Source organism: Chryseobacterium edaphi, assembly GCF_025628985.1.
Taxonomy (GTDB): domain Bacteria; phylum Bacteroidota; class Bacteroidia; order Flavobacteriales; family Weeksellaceae; genus Chryseobacterium; species Chryseobacterium edaphi.
Genome location: NZ_JAOTEM010000001.1, coordinates 526,111 through 546,253 on the forward strand (window position 1 = coordinate 526,111; position 20,143 = coordinate 546,253).

21 protein-coding genes are annotated in these 20,143 nt (G+C 32.9%); 11 read left to right on the forward strand and 10 right to left on the reverse strand.

Features of this window, described 5'->3' with window-relative positions; translation table 11 throughout:
• The first annotated feature begins 79 nt into the window (after positions 1 to 79).
• Complete coding sequence (locus NZ698_RS02505; RefSeq protein ID WP_263001519.1) at positions 80 to 1,039, forward strand: NAD(P)-dependent oxidoreductase; 960 nt, start codon at positions 80 to 82, stop codon at positions 1,037 to 1,039.
• A gap of 57 nt (positions 1,040 to 1,096) precedes the next feature.
• Here NZ698_RS02505 and mscL read toward each other — a convergent pair whose 3' ends face one another.
• On the reverse strand, positions 1,097 to 1,486 hold the full coding sequence (gene mscL, locus NZ698_RS02510; RefSeq protein ID WP_263001520.1) for a large conductance mechanosensitive channel protein MscL: 390 nt from the start codon (positions 1,484 to 1,486) through the stop codon (positions 1,097 to 1,099).
• 135 nt (positions 1,487 to 1,621) lie between these two features.
• Here mscL and NZ698_RS02515 point away from each other — a divergent pair, with 135 nt between their 5' ends.
• Complete coding sequence (locus NZ698_RS02515) at positions 1,622 to 3,139, forward strand: NAD(P)H-hydrate dehydratase (protein WP_263001521.1); 1,518 nt, start codon at positions 1,622 to 1,624, stop codon at positions 3,137 to 3,139.
• 25 nt (positions 3,140 to 3,164) lie between these two features.
• Here the strand turns inward: NZ698_RS02515 and lgt are convergent, their stop codons facing one another.
• The 4 genes from lgt to NZ698_RS02535 all read right to left on the reverse strand — a co-directional run bounded on the left by lgt (position 3,165) and on the right by NZ698_RS02535 (position 5,880).
• A complete protein-coding gene (gene lgt, locus NZ698_RS02520; RefSeq protein WP_263002589.1) occupies positions 3,165 to 4,010 on the reverse strand; it encodes a prolipoprotein diacylglyceryl transferase in 846 nt (281 codons plus the stop codon).
• 453 nt (positions 4,011 to 4,463) lie between these two features.
• The gene (gene yidD / locus NZ698_RS02525; RefSeq protein WP_263001522.1) at positions 4,464 to 4,706 is read right to left on the reverse strand and encodes a membrane protein insertion efficiency factor YidD; all 243 of its coding nucleotides are present in this window, start codon (positions 4,704 to 4,706) and stop codon (positions 4,464 to 4,466) included.
• Between the two features lie 81 nt (positions 4,707 to 4,787).
• On the reverse strand, positions 4,788 to 5,579 hold the full coding sequence (locus tag NZ698_RS02530) for a hypothetical protein (protein WP_263001523.1): 792 nt from the start codon (positions 5,577 to 5,579) through the stop codon (positions 4,788 to 4,790).
• 46 nt (positions 5,580 to 5,625) lie between these two features.
• The gene (locus NZ698_RS02535) at positions 5,626 to 5,880 is read right to left on the reverse strand and encodes a hypothetical protein (RefSeq protein WP_263001524.1); all 255 of its coding nucleotides are present in this window, start codon (positions 5,878 to 5,880) and stop codon (positions 5,626 to 5,628) included.
• Between the two features lie 168 nt (positions 5,881 to 6,048).
• On the opposite strand from NZ698_RS02535, the gene NZ698_RS02540 reads away from it, so the two are divergent.
• Positions 6,049 to 6,378, forward strand: coding sequence for a helix-turn-helix domain-containing protein (locus NZ698_RS02540; RefSeq protein WP_263001525.1), 330 nt, complete (start codon positions 6,049 to 6,051; stop codon positions 6,376 to 6,378).
• 12 nt (positions 6,379 to 6,390) lie between these two features.
• On the forward strand, positions 6,391 to 7,668 hold the full coding sequence (locus tag NZ698_RS02545) for a replication-associated recombination protein A (protein WP_263001526.1): 1,278 nt from the start codon (positions 6,391 to 6,393) through the stop codon (positions 7,666 to 7,668).
• A gap of 56 nt (positions 7,669 to 7,724) precedes the next feature.
• On the opposite strand, the gene NZ698_RS02550 is transcribed toward NZ698_RS02545, so the two are convergent.
• The 3 genes from NZ698_RS02550 to NZ698_RS02560 all read right to left on the reverse strand — a co-directional run bounded on the left by NZ698_RS02550 (position 7,725) and on the right by NZ698_RS02560 (position 11,073).
• Positions 7,725 to 8,162, reverse strand: coding sequence for a hypothetical protein (locus NZ698_RS02550; RefSeq protein WP_263001527.1), 438 nt, complete (start codon positions 8,160 to 8,162; stop codon positions 7,725 to 7,727).
• Positions 8,163 to 8,427: 265 nt separating this feature from the next.
• Positions 8,428 to 10,569 (reverse strand): DUF2339 domain-containing protein, encoded by a 2,142-nt coding sequence (locus NZ698_RS02555; protein ID WP_263001528.1) that lies wholly within the window; start codon positions 10,567 to 10,569, stop codon positions 8,428 to 8,430.
• Between the two features lie 90 nt (positions 10,570 to 10,659).
• The gene (locus tag NZ698_RS02560; RefSeq protein ID WP_263001529.1) at positions 10,660 to 11,073 is read right to left on the reverse strand and encodes an acyl-CoA thioesterase; all 414 of its coding nucleotides are present in this window, start codon (positions 11,071 to 11,073) and stop codon (positions 10,660 to 10,662) included.
• Positions 11,074 to 11,208: 135 nt separating this feature from the next.
• Between NZ698_RS02560 and dnaA the strand changes: the two genes are divergently transcribed.
• The 4 genes from dnaA to NZ698_RS02580 all read left to right on the forward strand — a co-directional run bounded on the left by dnaA (position 11,209) and on the right by NZ698_RS02580 (position 14,558).
• Positions 11,209 to 12,663, forward strand: a complete 1,455-nt coding sequence (gene dnaA, locus NZ698_RS02565; RefSeq protein ID WP_263001530.1) for a chromosomal replication initiator protein DnaA — start codon at positions 11,209 to 11,211, stop codon at positions 12,661 to 12,663.
• Between the two features lie 113 nt (positions 12,664 to 12,776).
• Positions 12,777 to 13,250, forward strand: a complete 474-nt coding sequence (locus tag NZ698_RS02570) for a low molecular weight protein-tyrosine-phosphatase (RefSeq protein ID WP_263001531.1) — start codon at positions 12,777 to 12,779, stop codon at positions 13,248 to 13,250.
• A gap of 49 nt (positions 13,251 to 13,299) precedes the next feature.
• Entirely contained in the window at positions 13,300 to 13,998 is a 699-nt protein-coding gene (locus tag NZ698_RS02575; protein ID WP_263001532.1) for an SAM-dependent methyltransferase, read from the forward strand.
• A 182-nt stretch (positions 13,999 to 14,180) separates the two neighbouring features.
• On the forward strand, positions 14,181 to 14,558 hold the full coding sequence (locus NZ698_RS02580) for a hypothetical protein (protein ID WP_263001533.1): 378 nt from the start codon (positions 14,181 to 14,183) through the stop codon (positions 14,556 to 14,558).
• A 67-nt stretch (positions 14,559 to 14,625) separates the two neighbouring features.
• On the opposite strand, the gene NZ698_RS02585 is transcribed toward NZ698_RS02580, so the two are convergent.
• Positions 14,626 to 15,522 (reverse strand): DUF4349 domain-containing protein, encoded by an 897-nt coding sequence (locus NZ698_RS02585; protein ID WP_263001534.1) that lies wholly within the window; start codon positions 15,520 to 15,522, stop codon positions 14,626 to 14,628.
• Positions 15,523 to 15,667: 145 nt separating this feature from the next.
• Here NZ698_RS02585 and NZ698_RS02590 point away from each other — a divergent pair, with 145 nt between their 5' ends.
• The gene (locus NZ698_RS02590; protein WP_263001535.1) at positions 15,668 to 16,735 is read left to right on the forward strand and encodes a DUF2891 domain-containing protein; all 1,068 of its coding nucleotides are present in this window, start codon (positions 15,668 to 15,670) and stop codon (positions 16,733 to 16,735) included.
• 554 nt (positions 16,736 to 17,289) lie between these two features.
• On the opposite strand, the gene NZ698_RS02595 is transcribed toward NZ698_RS02590, so the two are convergent.
• On the reverse strand, positions 17,290 to 17,763 hold the full coding sequence (locus tag NZ698_RS02595; RefSeq protein WP_263001536.1) for an Mpo1 family 2-hydroxy fatty acid dioxygenase: 474 nt from the start codon (positions 17,761 to 17,763) through the stop codon (positions 17,290 to 17,292).
• 70 nt (positions 17,764 to 17,833) lie between these two features.
• Between NZ698_RS02595 and NZ698_RS02600 the strand changes: the two genes are divergently transcribed.
• Entirely contained in the window at positions 17,834 to 18,679 is an 846-nt protein-coding gene (locus NZ698_RS02600; protein ID WP_263001537.1) for a helix-turn-helix domain-containing protein, read from the forward strand.
• Positions 18,680 to 18,767: 88 nt separating this feature from the next.
• Positions 18,768 to 20,078, forward strand: a complete 1,311-nt coding sequence (locus NZ698_RS02605; protein WP_263001538.1) for a TolC family protein — start codon at positions 18,768 to 18,770, stop codon at positions 20,076 to 20,078.
• Positions 20,079 to 20,143 lie beyond the last annotated feature (65 nt).

Below are 20,143 nucleotides of genomic sequence, written 5' to 3' on the forward strand. Positions count from 1 at the left end.
AAGATTTAAAAATTAAAATTTACATAAAGTGTATTTTAATTTTTAAATCTTTCAATTTTTAAATAATATTCAGTTACATATGAAAGTTTTAGCAAATGACGGCTTAGATCAGTCAGGGATTGATGCATTGACGGAAAAAGGTTTTGAAGTAATTACAAAAAAAGTTTCTCAGGAAGCTTTGGTTGATTATATAAACGAACACAAGATCAGAACGATTCTGGTAAGAAGTGCAACTCAGGTGAGAAAAGAATTGATTGACAACTGCCCATCGATCGAAATTATCGGTAGAGGTGGAGTAGGAATGGATAATATTGATGTTGATTACGCGAGAGGAAAAGGAATTCATGTCATCAATACACCTTCAGCTTCTTCGGAATCTGTTGCTGAATTGGTTTTTGCGCATTTATTTTCGGGAGCAAGATTCTTACAAGATTCAAATAGAAAAATGCCTTTGGTTGGTGATACAGAATTTGCTTCACTTAAAAAGGCTTACGCTGCAGGAATTGAACTGAAAGGCAAAACCATCGGAATTATCGGAATGGGAAGAATCGGTCAGGAAGTTGCAAAAATTGCGTTAGGACTTGGTATGAGAGTGATTGCTGCTGATAACATGATCGGAAAAGCGAGTATTAAAGTGACTTTCTACAACAATCAATTCATCAATGTTGATATAGAAACTGAACCTTTACAAGAAGTTTTGAAACATTCAGATTTTATCACGCTTCACGTTCCGGCTCAGAAAGAAGGCTTCATGATTGGGAAAAATGAGTTTGATATTATGAAAGATGGTGTAGCAATCGTAAACTGCTCTAGAGGTGGTGTGATTGACGAAGCTGCTTTGATTGAAGCATTAGACTCAGGGAAAGTGAAATTTGCGGGTCTAGATGTTTTCATCAACGAGCCAACACCTTCTAAGGAGATTTTAAATCATGCTAAAATTTCTTTAACTCCACATACAGGAGCTTCAACTTTGGAAGCACAGGACAGAATTGGACTTTCTTTGGCTGAGCAAATCTCAAGCATACTGCAGATTCATTAAGAAGAATTTCTTTATCAATAAAACTCGCCGCAAATCAATTTGCGGCGAGTTTGTTTTTTATATATTATTTTTACTTTTCAATAAATCTCTGATTTCCGTCAATAGTTTTTGATCTTCAGTTGGTCCTGCTGGAGCTTCAATCGGAGCATCTTCTTTTTTGCTCAAACTTGCAATTCCTTTAATCAGCATAAATAAAACAAATGCTACAATTAAGAAACTGATAACCGAAGAAAGGAAGTTTCCGTATTTCACACCGTTCCAAGAAAGTTCAGCGATGTTTTTTACGTTAGCTTTTTCCAAAGCAGGGTTAAGTAAAAGAGGGGTGATGATATCATCCACAAATGATTTTACAATAGCACTGAAAGCAGCACCAATAATTACACCTACTGCAAGATCAACAACGTTGCCCTTGAAAGCAAAATCTTTAAAATCTTTAATAAATCCCATAATTTATATTTTTTAAATGTTTAAAACAAAATTATAATTTAAAAACAGTAATTGTGCAAATTTTATCAGATTTTTAAGTTGAGAAACCCAATATTTTTAAATTTTAATGATTAAATTTATGTAAAACAATGTTTAATGAAAATTTTTACAGCAGAAGAAATAAAAGCAGCGGATGAATTTACTATTGCAAATGTGCCAATCACTTCTATTTCATTAATGGAAAGAGCGGCATCTAAATGTGCAGAATGGATTTTTCAACATTGCAAAAACTATTCTAAGTTTGCAGTCTTTTGTGGAAAAGGAAACAATGGAGGAGATGGTTTTGCAATTGCAAGGATGCTTTATCTCAAAGGTTTTGATGTTGATGTTCTCATTGATTTGTCAAATGATAAATTTTCTGATGATGCTCAGATCAATTACCAAAGATTAAAAGAAATTTCAGGGATTTTAGTTCATGATTTTAAAGATATTGATTCTTTTCAATTTGATCAGGATACGATCATAATCGATGCACTTTTTGGAACCGGATTATCTCGAAAATTAGATGGAGTTTATGCTGAATTGATTGAAAAACTGAATAAATTAAACCAAGTTAAAATTTCTGTCGATGTTCCTTCCGGACTTTTTTCAGATAAGATTATAGAAGAAAATCAAACCATTTTTCAAGCAGATTATACATTAAGTTTTCAATTCTGGAAAAGAAGTTTTCTCCATCCTGAAACCGGAAAATTTGCAGGGAAGGTTGTTATTTTAGATATAGATTTAAACAAAGAATATATTAATAAAACTCCGACGGATTATTTTGTTATTGATGATGAAATGATAAAGGAGATTTTCAAACCTAAAAATGATTTTGCACATAAAGGAACTTACGGAAAAGCAATCATTGTTGCTGGAAGTTGTGGTAAAATTGGAGCTGCAGTTTTGGCAACAAAGTCAGCTTTAAAAACCGGAACCGGACTCACTTTTACGATTGCACCAAATTGTGGATACGAAATTCTCCAAACAAGTTGCCCCGAAGCCATGTTCATTTCAGGCGGAAAAAAATATATAGAAGAAATTGAAATTCAGAAAGATTCTGTTTATGGAATAGGACCTGGTTTAGGTACAGAATCTCAAACAGAAAAATCTCTTTTGAAATTTTTAAAGCAGTCTGAAAATCCTCTATTATTAGATGCGGATGCCTTAAATATTATTTCTAAAAATCAAGATCATATAAATTTAATTCCAAAAAATTCTGTGATCACGCCACATCCTAAAGAATTTGAAAGACTTTTTGGTACAACTGAAGATTCATTTGAAAGATTGGAACTGGCAAGGATTAAAGCAAAAGAATTACAGATTTTTATTGTTTTAAAAGATCATCATACGCAGATTATTGATCCTAAAGGAAAGGTTTTTTATAACATTACAGGAAATTCAGGTTTGGCAAAAGGTGGAAGCGGCGATCTATTAACAGGTATCATCACTTCACTTTTAGCGCAAAAATATTCTCCCGAAAACGCCAGTATTTTAGGAGTATGGCTTCACGGAAAAGCTGCAGATTTTGCTGCCAAGAAGTTCTCAAAAGAATCGATGCTTCCAACGGATGTAATTGGTGAATTGGGAAATGTCTTCCTTTATCTCAACAAAAAAGTCACAACTCAGTTGTGACTTTCAGTAATATTTTAATTTTTTTTTACATCGTTTTTTCCGTTTCTGGAAGAGCCTTATTGTTTTTAGAATAGAACATAATTACCAAACCTGCAATCATAAAAGGTATTGATAAAATTTGTCCTGTATTCAAACCTGCAAAAGAGATAACTTCTTTGCCTTGAGGCATTTTAAGGAATTCTACAAAGAATCTGATTGCCCAAAGAAGGAAAAAGAACAATCCGAATAACCATCCCTGCTGATACTTTTTATCCGTTCTTCTATATAAAACCCAAAGAATCACAAATAAAGTTACGTAACCTGCAGCTTCAAACAATTGGGTAGGATAACGGGGAACTGTAACACCGTACTCACTGCTTTGTTGAGGGAAAAGTAATGCAAAAGGTGAAGTTGGATCAACCGGTTTTCCAATGATTTCAGAGTTGAAAAAATTCCCCATTCTTACAAATGCTCCTCCGATTGCAACAACGATTCCCAATCTGTCGAAAACCCAAAGCGGATTTTTTTTCACGATTTTATAGGAATAGTAAAGGGTTGTTACAATCACAGCAAGAGTTGCTCCGTGACTTGCAAGACCTGCAAATCCTGTGAATTTTAATCCGTTTTTGGTGCTTATCGGTAAAAATACACTCCAGAAATCTTCTTTAAATAATTCCGGCTGGTAAAAAATAACATGACCTAATCTGGCTCCTAAAATGGTTCCGATCAAAGTCCAGGTGAAGAATGGTTCTACATATTTTGTATCAACACCATCGATAGAATACATTTTTGTCATCAGGAAATATCCGATTCCGAATGCGAAAATAAACATTAAACTATAATAATGTAAAGTGATCGGTCCTAAATGAATTCCCGTTGAAGGATCCCAGATTTTAAAAGGAGTTTTAAGCTCAACTTTATCAGTAGATTTTATAGGGCTTGTAGATTTTACAGCGTATTTTACGGTTTCAATATTTTCTCTGGTAATATTGAGGTTGGCAAGTAATTTAAAATCTTCATCAAAAAACTGATAGCTTCCATTTTTTAACTTGCTTAATATATTTAAGCTATATTCGAAATGCGAAGTTTCTAAGTTTGATTTATTTAAGATCACCAAAGTATTATTGTTGGTTTTGAGATCAGCAAAATTACTCAGGTTTCCCACTTCAGAGTTGGTGTATATTTTTACAGGAATTTCTGTTGAATTTATCTTTAAAGTTCCGTCAGATAAACTGTCCTGAACGTTTTGCGCAAAAAAACATTGTGTCGTTATCGCAAATATGAAAAGATAAATTTTGAAAAAAATATTGCTCATTTCTATTTTTTATAGTTCGTTTGAATGTAATTATTTTTTAGGTGGCACAGGATCATAACCGCTTCCTCCCCACGGATGACACTTTGCAATTCTTTTTACACCCAGCCAAAATCCTTTGAAAATACCGTGAACCTGAAGAGATTCTACCATGTAATGCGAACAGGTCGGCTCATATCTACAGTTTTTCGGAAGCAATGGCGAGATAAACCATTGGTAAAATCTGATTAAAATTACCAAAGGCGATGTAATGATTTTATTAATTGTAAGTTTCAAAACAATGCAAAAATAGGGTAAAAAACAAAAACTCGTTAAATAAAAACGAGTTTTTTGTATCAATGTTTTCTACAAACCTTATTAATATGAAATAATGTAAGACAAACTAATTAAGTTGATGTTTTGAGATAATATTTTCCAGTCCTTTACATATTGATTAAAAAAAAATAGTTTTCCCTTATCTTTTGAGTTGAAGAACTGTATTGATGGCTCATTAAGTAATCTTTCTGTTTTACCTGTTTCATCTATAATTCTTATACTTATGAGGAGATCGCTTATAATGGGAATATTATATTCTTGCAAATCAATCTTATTTTTTTTTCTCTTAATCAAATCATTGACGTTTATAAAAATGCTTTTTTCATTTAGTGATTCTCTACTTATCGTTTCATTCGCTGCGTTGTAAAAATCAATTTTTATTAGTGTGTTGTTATTGTAGATTTTTTTTATAGGAATAGAAATTTCTTTTAGTTTTCCAACCATATTTTCTTTTCCTCTAATTATAAAACCTAACGATAAATCATTTGGAAGTTTTGTAGTATTTTTACTTAAATATTTAGAAGTGAATTCATAATCTTTCATGTTTTTGATTACAACTCCCTCAATATCTTTTATGATAGGGCTTAAATATACGATCTTATCAATGTTAGATATATACTTATCATTATACCCAATTTTTTTTATCAGTATTTTTTCTGTGTTCTTTTTAGTGATTTCAATGTTGCCCAATGAATCAGAAAAATAGGATGTGCCATCAACAATAAATTCTGCGTAAGAAATTTTTTGATGATCAATACTATCTAAAACTGTTATTTTTTGCGAATAACAAAAGATTCCTAAAAATAAAAAAAAGAAACTTAAATATGCCTTCATAATAAAATTTTAAAAGTGACTGGTAAAAACCAGTCACCAAAGTTAGTTACTCTAGACTTGTTGATTGCTGTAGTGAAGTTTGGCAATCTACAAAAGTTGTGGTTGTACTTATCGGTATCCCAAATAAGTAAAAGGTTTCCGTTTTTGATTGAACTCCTCTTCCTCCCTGTCCATTATAAGGTGAGCAAGTTCCATAAGTTGTTTCTGTTCCAATGAATTTTCGGGAGGAATCTTCTGGTCCAAATGAAGTAATCGAAAGTAATCCTATTGCTAATGCTGATACAGTTAAAATTTTTTTCATTGTTTTAAAATATTAAGTTAATAATTGCTTTTAAAAACATTTTGTGCACTCATGTTTTATAAATACAAAATAATTGCATTTGTAAAATGTAGACAATTACTTTTAGTGAAATTATTTTACTTTTAGTGAATTATTTTATACTTTTGGTTTCTAAACACAATCATTTAAATGGAAAAAATTCTAAAAAAAATCGCTACTTGTAGAAGAGAAAGAGGATATACATTTGAAAATATGGGGCATGAGCTTGGTATTACAACAGCTGCTTACAGGAAAATTGAAATGGGAGAAACCAAACTTACAGTAGATAGACTTTTTAAAATATCAAATGTTTTAAATTTACATGTTGTAGAACTAATCTCTTTGCATTCACAATTTACAGAATATGTAAGTGAAGAATATTCTTTAAATAATTTTGATTTTGTAAAAAAACTATTGGAAGCTAAGGATGAACAAATAGTTTTATTGAAAGAAAGAGATATGAGAAGAAATGAAATATAAAATCATAAAATTTTGAGTCAAAATACGCCTTTAGCCGAAAGAATGCGACCTAAAAATCTGGATGAAGTTTTGGGGCAGGAACATCTTACCGCTGAAAAAGGAACCATACGGAAAATGCTGGAGAATGACACTTTGAATTCTCTCATCCTTTGGGGACCTCCGGGAACCGGAAAAACAACTCTTGCAGAAATCATTTCTGAAAAATCTGGGCGTAAGTTTTTTAAACTCTCAGCGGTTTCATCGGGTGTGAAAGATGTTCGTGACGTGATCGAAGAAGCCAAAAAACAGAATCTTTTTTCAGGCAAATCTCCGATTTTATTCATTGACGAAATTCATCGTTTTAATAAATCCCAACAAGATTCATTACTTCATGCTGTAGAAAAAGGCTGGATCGTTTTAATCGGAGCAACCACGGAAAATCCGAGTTTTGAAGTCGTTTCGGCGTTGCTTTCCAGAAGTCAGGTTTATGTCTTAAAAGCTTTGACCCACGAAAAACTGGAAGAACTGATTGATATTACACTTGAAAGATTTAATAAAGATGAAAAAACCAATTTTAATGTAAAAGAAAAGCAGGCTTTCATTCAATATTCAGGTGGTGACGGTAGAAAACTGATCAATTCTGTGGAGTTGGTTCTCAGTCAGTTTATCAATTCGGACACGAAAAATATTTCGAATGACGATGTGATGGAAGTTCTTCAGGAAACTATGGCACTGTATGATAAAAATGGCGAACAACATTATGATATTATTTCAGCTTTCATCAAATCTATGCGTGGAGGAGATCCGAACGGAGCGGTTTATTGGCTTGCAAGAATGATTGCGGGAGGAGAAGATATTAAATTTATCGCTAGAAGGATGCTTATTTTGGCCTCTGAAGATATTGGTTTGGCAAATCCGAACGCTTTGGTGATTGCAAACAGTTGTTTTCAGGCTATCAACGTAATCGGAAATCCTGAAGCCAGAATTTTGCTGAGCGAAACTGCGATTTATTTAGCGGTTTCCCCGAAAAGTAATTCGGGATATATGGCAATTAACGATGCTTTAGCTTTTGTAAAAAAGACCGGAAATCTTCCTGTCCCTCTACATTTGAGAAATGCCCCGACAAAACTGATGAAAGATCTTGATTATGGAAAAGAGTATAAATATGCCCATTCTTATGAAGGTAATTTCGTAAGTCAGGATTTTTTACCGGAAGAAATAAGAGACGTGAAATTTTATGAGCCTGGAAATAACGCTACCGAAAAGAAAATTTACGAAGAGCTCAAGAAAAAATGGAATGGTAAATATTAAAAAAAAACGGATATTCAATATTGAGTATCCGTTTTTAGTATTTAGAAGTATAAAATTTATTTTTTGATGGTAGTGATTACCAAAGCTTTTTTACCTTCTACAGTTTCAACTTTGTAGTCAGCAATCATATCTGCAAAGATTTTAGTGTCAGGATTTTTAAACTCATAACCTTCAATAAAAACGGAAGCGTCTTTTGAAAGACCATTCTGAGTATTAAAGTTTCCTAAAGTCATAAAATCTAATGTTCCGAAATCTTTTTTGAATTTCACTTCAGCCAATCCGTTATCAGCTAAATAATCAAACTTCTTTAGATTTTGGGGAAGATTTGCTTTTGCCTTAAAAACATTTACGCTTTGAACAAATTCTTTCTTCGCATCAAACATTGCTACAGTACCCACAGCATCGTTACAGATTGCGAATTTTACGTTAGGATTTTTCTGAGCAAATAAGGTTGCCGATGCAAAAATTAATAAAGAGTATAGAATTTTTTTCATATGTAGATAATTATTACTTTTTAATGGTCATATGCAATCGCTGAATCCTAATTGGTAGTATATTTCCAAATCATGACGATTGCATAGTCAAAAATATAAGTGTTAAAAACGTGATAAATATACTTATTTTTTACAAATTGTCAATGAAAAATCGATATAATTTAAAAAATAATGATAAATAATAAATTTTGGTAGTGTTTTAGAGATTTTCGTTTGATGATTCTTCTTTTTTATCGACTAAATTTCTGATTAAATTTTTGAGTCTTTAGAACATAAAGGAACTTAACAGCAAAATTATTCCTAAAATAATGAAAGCAATAATTCTGGATACGTTATCCATTTGCCACACATCAATAGCATACAATTTTAAAATCATGATTCCCAGCAAAGTAAAACCAATCTTGTTAAATTCGGGAAGATCTTTTTTTAAACCAAAATAAATAAACATAGATGCTAAAATTGCCCAAATTATGGGTAAATACAACATATTATAATGATTCTGAAGCATATAAATCTGATCCGGATTGTCTGCATTCATAAGTAGATAAGAACGATACAATTCAAAACTGAAAGCTAGGACGATAATTAATGAGATTGCCCAATATGAGATGTGAATTTTGATAAAATCTGATTTTGGAAGTATTTTTAAGATTAAATAAATGAAAGGAATAATATACAACAAGTGAATAAAGAAAAAACCGGAATCAATTTTCCTGCTGATAATTTCTGTCGCAACCTGTGAACTCATTATGTGTACAAAAAGCAATAAAAGAAATATGTAAATCATTCCCGTCCGCAAACTTTTGGTGATACTTAGTTTCTTGCCAAAAAGAATTAAAATAAATAAATAATAAATCGTAAACAGAAAGCCAATTGTAAAGATAAAAACTAATCTTTCATGTGAAATATGGTAAATGATTTCAAACAAAATTGAAAAATAAATAACCGAAATACATAAAATCTTAAATACATTTTCATAAAACTCCAGTTCGGATTTTTCTTCTTCAGAATCTTTTTTCAATAAATATAAATTCATAAAACAGCTTCCTATCACAACTAGACTCGTGATAAATACAGGATTTACAATCACAGCCAACGATTCTGCATCAAAATATCTTGCCCATGTAATCATTTGAGACAAAATAACCATTGGAAACAAAACATAAAAGAAAATTTTGAAAATCTTATGATTGGTCTTCTTCCATATATAAAGAAGGAGACTTGCCTCAATCGCCCAAATGCTTGTAATGAGATGCGTTTTCAGTTCTAGTGCGAAAGCCAAAGTTATCAAACTGATCGTGATACTTGTAAATACCGAATAATTAATCCCGAAATTTTTCTTCTGATATTCTCTGTACCAGCCAATGGCGTTAATAATAGCGAAGACAACGGGAAATATCGATCCTGGAAGAAAATGCAATTCATTAAAAATATGTACCAAACCTGCAACGGCTGAAAAATTAATAAGAACTAGCATTAAAATATTTAGTTGCTCTAAAATATTTTTTTTGAAGTAATTCTGCAGTGCGAACGCATAAAAAATAAGATAGGTAATTAAGTAAAACAGAATGGCTGTGGTTTCTGCTTTCTCCATTGTCCAGAAAAACAGATATATAGCAGTGAAAATAAACGAGATCCAGCCTATACTTTTCCACTGTTTGAGATAGGCAATGATGAGCATTCCTACATTCAAAACAGACAAATAAGTAAATAAGAAAAGATAATTGCTTTGTCCGGTACTGATCATCAACGGTGCTAAAAATCCGCCAAACAATGAGAAGATAATTAAAGTTTCACTTTTGTAATAATAGGAAAGTGCAATTGATACAATCGTTATTAAACAAGTGATTAAAAACCCGCTGTTCTGGGAGAAAATGTGATATTCCCGAAACGCAATAGTTGTGGTAAAATAGAGTACAGCAATTCCGCCACCTGTAATAATTGATGAGAAGACGGTGTAGTTTTTCCTAAGAAAATGTCCGATTCCTATGATGGCAACTCCAACTAAAAATCCGATTCCTGCTCTTGATGTTTCGCCAATCCAGTTTTTATCAATGGCATATTTAACGAAATATCCTATACCTAAAACTAAGGTGAAAATACCAATAATGGTGAGCGCATTTTGTTTCAGAAAATCTAAAACGGGAGTAAGCCAATCTTTTTGAGGTTCTGTATTTCTAAAAGTGGTTGAAATTATCTTTGGATCTCGAACGTCTATTTTCTGATTAGCAACTAAAACAGGTTCTATAAGATCTTCATTATCATTCAGGTCTTCTATTGTTGGAACCTCATTTTTAGACAAATCAGCAATCTGCTTTTCTAAAATATCAATGCGCTTATTGAGTTTGTGATAAACCAATATAAGTAGCACGATCAATATGACAATTATTGCAAAAACAGAACTCATAAATCAAATTTGTTATCAAATATAGGAATTTGAAAAATAGACTTTAAAAAATATACTTATGGTGATAATTTAAGAGAAAGATTTTAAATTTTAATGTTCTTTCCAGTTTTCTTTGATAAGTTTCATTAAAAAATCGGGACATTTAATGACTTTATTGGTTGCAGCATCCAAAAAGAAAAGGGTAGTGCGGGCTTCTGTGATTTTTATTTTTTCCTCATTATAAATTTCATATTCAAATTCTATTCTTACTCCCGGAATTTTTTTTACAAAAGTGTGAATTTCTAATTTTTGATCGTACAAAGCTGGTTTTAAATACTTAATATTGTAATCAGAAACCGGTAACCAGATTCCAAGCTTTTCGATCTCGTCATATGATATTCCTATGCTTCTGAAAAGTTCTACTCTTCCCAATTCAAAATATGCAGCATAGTTGCCATAATAAACGTATTTCATAGGGTCGGTTTCTGCGTAACGTACTCGTATTGTGTGAGTTGTGTGTATCATCTTAATCTTTGAATTATACATACAAATATATTTTTTAATAATCAATACTTGCAATATTTTTTTTTAAAGTTAAAATATGTGACCTTTGTCTTCCCAATAAAAACAAGTAACCACAAAATAATCAGGGCATAAAAAATGGATGAAAATTTAATGATGATTTGGCAGAGGTGCCTTCAGTTTATGCGAGATAATTTAAACGCGGCTGAAGACAATTCTGATCTTAAAAAACTGGAAAAATCTTTCGATTTATTGTTTGATAAAGTGCAGCCAATTTCTTTGGTTGACAACAATTTGACGTTGATGGTTCCCAGTGATTTTTACAAAGAATATATTGAAGATAATTATTTATCGTTGCTTTCTGCTGCCCTGAAGAAAAACATCGGTAAAGGCGTTAAACTTTGGTATTCTGTAATGGAAAATAAGCCAAGTGGCTTAGAAAAACCCGTTACGATGAATATGAAAGGAAAAACGGTTCCTACACCAAAAATGCAGGAAACAATGCCTCAAGGTTTTTCATCCAATATTGTGAATCCATTTGTAGTTCCGGGAATCAAAAAAGTAAATATTGACTCTAATCTTAAAGCTGATTTTTCTTTTGATAATTATGTGGAAGGAGAAAGCAATAAATTTGCTTCTACAGTTGCAAGATCTATTGCAAAAAGACCTGGAGCAACAGCTTTCAACCCATTGTTTTTATACGGAGGTTATGGTGTTGGTAAAACTCACCTTGGACAGGCAGTTGGTCTTGAAGTGAAAAGCCAGTTTCCTGACAAAGTGGTTCTTTATCTTTCTTCAGAAAAATTTATCCAGCAGTTTATTTCGGCTGCGAAAGCTCATAAACAGACAGAATTTGCCAACTTTTACCAAATGGTAGATGTTCTGATTATCGATGATATTCAGTTCTTGTCAGGAAAATCGGCAACTCAGGACAGTTTCTTCCATATTTTTGATTATTTGCATCAGAATGGAAAGCAGATTATCCTTACTTCAGATAAAGCACCTGTTGATATTATGGATATTCAGGACAGAATTGTTTCCCGTTTCAAGTGGGGACTTTCTGCAGAGATCAAATCTCCGGATTTAGATACCCGTAAAAGAATTATTGTTGACAAACTAAGCAGAGACGGAATTGTTTTAACGGAAGATATGTTGGACTTCCTTGCAGCAGAAGCAAAAACCAACGTAAGAGAATTGATCGGAGTTATCAACTCGGTAATTGCATATTCTACAATTTATAAGTCAGATTTAAGTCTTGAGTTATTAAAAGAGACAATCAATAAGATTGCTGCCAATCAGAAAAAAATCATCAATATTCCTTATATTCAGGAAGTTGTATGTGAATATTTCGGAATCAAGAGAGAGCAGCTTTTATCAAAAACAAGAAAAAGAGAAATTGCTTTACCAAGACAGTTAGCAATGTATTTTGCTAAAGAATTTACCAACGCAACTTTCACCAAAATCGGTGAAGAAATGGGAGGTAAAGATCACTCAACAGTAATGTATGCTTGTGATACAATAAAAGATGTTTCTAAAATTGATAAAGAAGTCAAAAAATACGTAAAAGAACTTACAGAGAAGATCAAGCATTAAATCTGTAACAAAAATAATAGAAAAGTGGAGAATAATTTTGTTCTCCATTTTTTGTTTAATTTTGTCAACTGAAATTGTAATACTCAATTTTTTCAATATTTAAATTTAAGTCAATGAAAATACTGATGGTTTGTCTTGGAAATATATGCAGAAGTCCGCTTGCAGAAGGGATTTTAAGATCTAAACTTCCTGATAGTTTTTTAGTTGATTCTGTAGGAACGATCTCCATGCACGAAGGAGAAACTCCAGATAAAAGAGCGGTAAAAACTGCCGCCAATCATGGTATTGATATCTCAAAACAAAAATCCAGACCTCTTCATGTTTCAGATTTTGATAAGTTTGACAGAATCTACTGCATGGATCTGAAAAATCTTGAAGATGTGATTTCACTGACTAAAAATGAGGAACAACGTCAGAAAGTTCATTTGTTTTTAGAAGAAGCGGGTAATCATCAGAATTCTGAAGTTCCTGATCCTTATTGGGGAGACATGAAGGATTTCGAAGATGTTTTCCAGTTATTGGATAGTGCATGTAACAAAATTTCACATCAACTTCAACAACATGCAATTACCAATAAAATAGGATAATTTATTTATCTTTCATTATTATTAAATATCAAAAATATAATTCAACGCAATGCTTTTTTTACTTCCGGCTTATCTTTCAGAAAATACTCCAATCACTCATTTTTCACCAGTAATTAAAGAATACATCATGCAGACTAATTATTTCTTTGTTGAAAATGAAAAAACAGCGAGAAAAGTAATTAAATTTTTCGCTCCTGAAAAGAAGCAGTCAGATTTAAAATTATTTTTGTTAGATAAATACACAGAAAATTCCGACATCAAAGAAGCGCAGGACAGAATGCTGAACGGTCAGGATTTCGGATTGCTGTCAGAAGCTGGACTTCCATGTATCGCTGATCCCGGAAATCTAATTGTAAAATGGTGTCACGAAAAAAAGATTAAGGTTATTCCTATTTCTGGTCCTTCATCAATTATTTTAGCATTGATTTCAAGCGGTTTCAACGGTCAGGAATTTACCTTTAATGGTTATCTTCCTATCGAAAAAGGAGAAAAGAAAAAGAGAATCCAATATTTGGAAAGTGAACTTCAAAAAACCGGCTACACCCAAATTTTCATGGAAACTCCATATAGAAACAATGCGCTTTTCGAAGATTTGTCTAAATTTCTTTCACCAAATACCAAACTTTGCATTGCTGCAAACATTAACGATGGAGAAAATGAGTTCATCAAAACCTTAAGTATTAAAGACTGGCAAAAACAAAAACCTGAATTGCATAAAATTCCTGCGGTATTTGTTCTAGGAAAATAATTTTTTCAAAGAATTTTTTCACAGATTTTATCAATAGGGCAGATTAATTTAGATTTTATTATGCTGTTAAATATTTTTATGAAATTGTATTGATAAAATATTATTTTATTAATTTAACAGCCCTTAACAACTCTTTAGCATCATTCTTGTCTATACATACTTATAACATTAAAAAATATAATATGTCTGATAAAAAATTAGCGGGACTTTGGATAGATACCCAAAAAGCAGTAGTTGTAAAAAATCATGATGCACAGAATGCATTCAAGTTTTTTCTTTGCAGTCCTGTAAAAGCGGTAATCCAACATGGGAATTCAAGTGAAAATGCAGGGAATAATGCCGAACAAACCAATAAAGTTAAGTTTTTTAAGGAAGTGGAGCATCTCTTGACAAATTCAGAAGAAGTTTTAATTACTGGTCCTGGAACCATTCAGGAAGAATTGAAACACTATTTGCACGATACTGCACAGTTTAAAGATTTAAAAATCACATTAGAAACATCTCAGCAAATGTCTGACGAGCAGGTTTTAGAAACTGTGAAATCACATTTTAATGCTTAGATAAATTGTTTATTGCAATGAAACATCCGAATATTAAAAGTATTCGGATGTTTTTTGTTTTACGAGATTATTTTTTCACTCTGTTTTTTCTCCATTTTTTCCAAAGGTAGACGATTATTGGAATCAATAATAAAAATGGCCAAAGAGAAATTATTCCGAGGAAAAATGCTACAAAACTGTTCCAACCTTCCGTGAGAGAGTCACCAAACCGGTTTCCAAAACCAATTTTTGAAGTTGCAGAACTTCTTACTTTTTCTTTATACAACATTAATTCTAAAGTGCTGTAATTCACTCTGTCGTCTATAAATTTAAGTCGTCCTTCTGAAACATCAATTTCATCTTCCAATTCCCGAATGTTTTCCTGAATTTCCAGCATGTCTTTGGTGGTTTTTGCATTACGCAACATATCACGATATTTTTCAAGATAAATTTTTTTATTATCTAATTTTATAGAAACATCTGTGTATTCTTCTGTCACATCATCAGACGAAATATTTTTTGATAAAACAGAGCCAACTCCATTGGAAAAAGAATTGATTAATGCATCAAAATTCTTATGCGGAACACGGATTGTGAAGAATTGTTTTTCATCGATATCAGTATTGTTAAAACGCTCAGTCTGAATATATGCATTGTTGTTTTTTACAATTTCATTTACCTGTTGGTGCGCTTTTTTGATATCTCCAACCTGAATTTCAAGATCACCATTTTTGATAATTTTCTTAGCAATACTATTATTTTGTTGTGCTGAGGCATCTGGTGTTGTATTTACGGCCTTTGCAGAAACTGAACTTATCGGAACTTCTTCTTTTGGCGGCGGCGGAGCCATCATATCCATTGACGCAATTGTTGCTTTATCGTCTTGGATTATCTCTACTAAATCTGCTTTTACTTCATGTTGATTATCAGATTTGCTACAATTAAAAAGTACCAAACAGAATAATGGTAAAATTATCTTTTTCATAAATGAATTTTCCAATGAGGTATCAAAAAACGTGCTCGAAGTTTTGTTTTTTGAAAATGTCTTAAATGATTTTAAATAAATAATATTGATTTAATAATTAGTCTTGAATTATTCTGATTAAATTAATAATTAATATTTTTATGAAATGAAAACAAGTCTCTTAGCATTTATTTTTTCTCCTTTTCTAATTTTCGCTCAGCAAACTCCGAAACTGACGGATGAAATGGCGGTTAAATTATCTGAAAAGCCGCTTCACTGTATCAATCAGGAATATCCGAATAAAACAGCGCACATAATCAACACTGCGAATGAAGTTCCATTAAGTCCGAAAGATTTACACCCAAGTTTTTACGGCTGTTTCGATTGGCATTCATCAGTTCATGGACACTGGATGCTGGTTAGATTATTAAAAACAAAACCTAATTTATTGGTTGCCAAAGACATTGAGAATATTTTAGACAATTCATTTAAGAAGGAAAATCTTCAGGTAGAAGCAGATTATTTTACCAAATACCAGCTGACAACAACTTTCGAAAGAACTTACGGATGGGCCTGGCTTCTTAAATTAGATGAAGAACTGATGACCTGGAATCATCCGAAAGCTAAGATCTGGCATGAGAATTTAAAACCGCTTACCGATAAAATTCTTGCTTCATGGAAAACGTATCTTCCTAAACAGACCTATCCGAACAGAACAGGAGTTCATCCCAACACCGCATTTGCAATGGTCTTTGCGCTGGATTGGGCGAGAGCTGCAAAAGATAAAGACTTTGAAAATCAACTGACAGAAAAAGCAAAATATTTTTATTTAAACAATACAAAAACACCGGCGTATCTTGAACCAGACGGTTCAGATTTCTTTTCGCCAAGTCTTGAAATTGCAGATTTAATGCGGAGAATTCTGCCACAGAAAGAATTTGTAAAATGGCTGGATAATTTCTACGAAAAAATAAGTTTAGAGAATATTGAAAAGATTCCGGTTGTAAGTGATTTGAGCGATTACCAAACCGTGCATTTGGTTGGTTTGTCATTTACAAAAGCCTGGTGCATGAAAGGAATTGCGAAATCCCTTCCTGAGAATCATCCGTTGAAAAAAGACTTTCAGAAAACGGCAACCATCTTTTTAAATAACGGACTTCCATTATTATTTCAAGGGAACTACGGAGGAGATCACTGGTTGGCGAGTTTTGCAGTGTATGCTTTGGAAGATTAGATCTCTTTTTACAGGGATATTTACGATCCGAATTACATGTGATATAAATAATTTTAATTTTCAAGGAGATAAAAAATTACGGCACCCAGACCTGTTAAAAGAGAGTTTTAACATCATAAAATTCAAAATCATTGGGAAAAGTCTAATTAGAGGACGTTCCTGATGGCTAAAGATAGCGTTCCTACGGAACGCCGTGTGATGATATATATTCTATCCACACAGATAGTGCTCCGACGGAGCAACAACAATTATTCTCAATGAAAATATTCGCAATCAGTAAATAAAAATCGTATTTCTTGACTAAGTGAAACGCCTTGGTCTATCTTAAGATGAGCGCAAAGTTTTAAAGAAAGCATTGTCTGACCTTGCGTTTAAAAACAAATTAAAATATTAATTAACTGCTGTTTTTTATTGATAAGATTGTTACCATAAGGTTCAATTAGAGTTTTCATATGGAAAACAACGCTTAGTGAACCTTGTGAAAAACCCTTGTGCTCTTTGTGGTAAAAAATAAAAAAATGAAAGGATTTAAATATATCAAACAATCCGCGAAATTAATATCTAATCCCCAATTTCTTCAAAATAAAACTCAGCAACCAAATCGGTCCAATCAAAAGAAACTGCAGATCTTTCAAAAATGACGGCTTCTTGCCCTCAATTTTATGTCCCACAAACTGTAAAATCCAGGTGATAATAAATACTGCAAGAAAAATCATCCACGATTTATTTTCCAAATGAATATTGACAGCATACGCCAAATGTTCCATCAAAAGCATGGCAAAGATCATGATAAAACCAATCAAAAGAGAAAGTCTCAGGTAAAATAAGGTCACCAATATTACAGCAATCAAACTTACGAGACTGATACATCCAAAATACGAAGCACAGAAATGTGGGGAAGGAATTAATGAGATAAAACCTAATATCGTCCAGAAAATCAGCGGCACACAGATCCAGTGAATCAGCTTATTAGTGGAGTTTCTGTGGCTTTCAGCGTATTCAGCGAAAAGTAAATCGATCTTTCTCATGGCTATGAATTTGGGTGTACTAAAATAATAAATTTTTGCAATCGGAAAACAGATTGTTTACATTTGCCCTATGTCCGCTTTAGAAAAATTCGGGGTTGAGATTTTTACGCAACATAATATTTTTGAAAGAATCTCCGCCGACAAACCTTTCCGTCCTGATAATCCTGCTTTTATCTTTATCAGAAGCGGTTCTATCAAACTGCGACAGCATTTCAGTGACCTCGAACTGTCTGCCAATATGTTTATGGTAACCGACCCACAGACCGTTTATGAGCTCATTTCTGTAAGTGATGATTTTCAGTCGAGGATGGTTTCTTACAAACGGGAATTTATTTCAGCTTTGTCATTGAAATTCAACCGTTTGATTACGTATCGATATTTCCGTCAGCAGATGAATGTGGGCGTTCCTTTTCATCAGGATGATATGGATGTGGTCTGGAAAAGTGTCAATTTTTTAAAATATATTCTCGATTCTCAAACCGAAATGACCTATAAAAAGGAAATGGTGGAACATCTTTTCTCTGTTTTCTGTTACCAGATGGCTGGGATTATATCCAGCGAGGACAGCAATTCGATGAATCAGATGTCGAGGCAGGAGGAAATAGTTTTCGTTTTTCTCAATGATTTGGCTTCTCATCATCATAATGACAGAATGGTAGAATTCTACGCCGAACGACAGTCGATTACAACCAGACATCTTTCGTCGGTTGTAAAAACTATTACGGGAAAGTCGGCGAGTCAGATTATTGCTTTAATTGTAATCAATGAGGCAAAGGTTTTATTAAACTCTTCTAAAAAGCCTGTTTCAGAGATTTCTACAATTCTTGGTTTCAGCGATCAGTATTCGTTTTCTCACTTTTTTAAAAAACATTTGGAGGTAAGTCCTTCTCAATACCGAAATCAGTTCGAAGGTTAGAATCTTACATTTGAACATCTTTTTCCAAATCTCAAACATTTGTTTGAGATTGCGTCCGTCGTAACTTTGCTTCGTAAAACAAGGTAAAATGACAAAGAACATAAAAACAGCACTTTCACTCGTGATAGCGATTTTTCCTGCGCTGTTTTTTTCACAAGAAATAAAACATATGACAGCGAATGAAGTTGCCGAACTGGCGCTTCAGAATCACTATCAGTTAAAAGTTTCTGCGCAGAATATCAATATTGCCAAACAGCAGACGGATATTACCAAACTTCAGAAACTCCCTTCCATCACAGCTTCTACAACTCAATTTTATTTGGGAAATGTGGTGGCAATTGACAAAGATTTTTCCAACTCAACCGCGATTCCGATGCCTCATTACGGAAGTACGTATGGTGTGCAGGCTACTCAATTGATTTTCAAAGGCGGATTGGTCAATAAATCAATTGAATTGGCAGGACTTCGTGAACAGCTTTCTGAACTGGATTTAGAAAAGAATCAGCAGGATGTAAAATTTTTAGTGATTTCAAATTATCTGGATGTTTATAAAATCATCAACCAACAATCGGTTTTTGATAATAATAAAAAACTGGCTCAGCAACGTTTGAAGAACATCAACGATTTCTACAAACAGGGAATGGTAACGAGAAATGAAGTCATCCGTGGGGAACTGGCGATTAAAAATCTTGACCAAAGCATTCTGACTTTAGCCAACAACAGAAAAATCCTTAATTACAATTTAAATATTGGTTTAGGATTGCCTGCCGATACCGAAATTATTCCCGTTGAAAATTTAGAAAATAAAGAATCGGGAATTGGGATGGATTATTATTTAAATCTCGCTCACGACAGCAATCCGCAGTTGAAATCTGCACAAACCAACATTGGTGTTGCCGACAAAAATATTGAAATCATCAAAACCGACAGGATGCCGACGCTTTCCGGTTTCGGTGGTTACAGTCTGCAAAGGCCGATTACCAATAGAAATCCTGTATTGGATATGTATGCGAGCGGTTGGCAAGGTGGAATTTCTTTGAGCTACAACATCGATAATCTATATAAAACCAAAGAAAAAGTAAAGCTGGGCGAATTCCAGAAAGCACAGGCCAATGACGCTTTGACTTTAACACAACAGAATATTGATATGAATGTCAATGCGTCTTACGTCAAATATCAGGAAGCGATTCAGCAGGCCGATATTTTAAATGATGCGAAAAGGCTGGCGGAAGAAAACTATAAAATCACCGAAGCGAAATACCTCAATCAATTGGCGGTACAGGCAGAGATGATTGATGCGCAAAATCAGAAACTTCAATCTGAACTGGACTTTGCGAATGCGGAAATCAATGTACTGTACCAATATTATAATTTACTGAAGTCGACCGGAACGCTTTGATTTCAAATGTAAATTTTCAAAAGAATTTTTCTTTGCCCATCCCTAAAGGGAGGAAAATTCTTTTG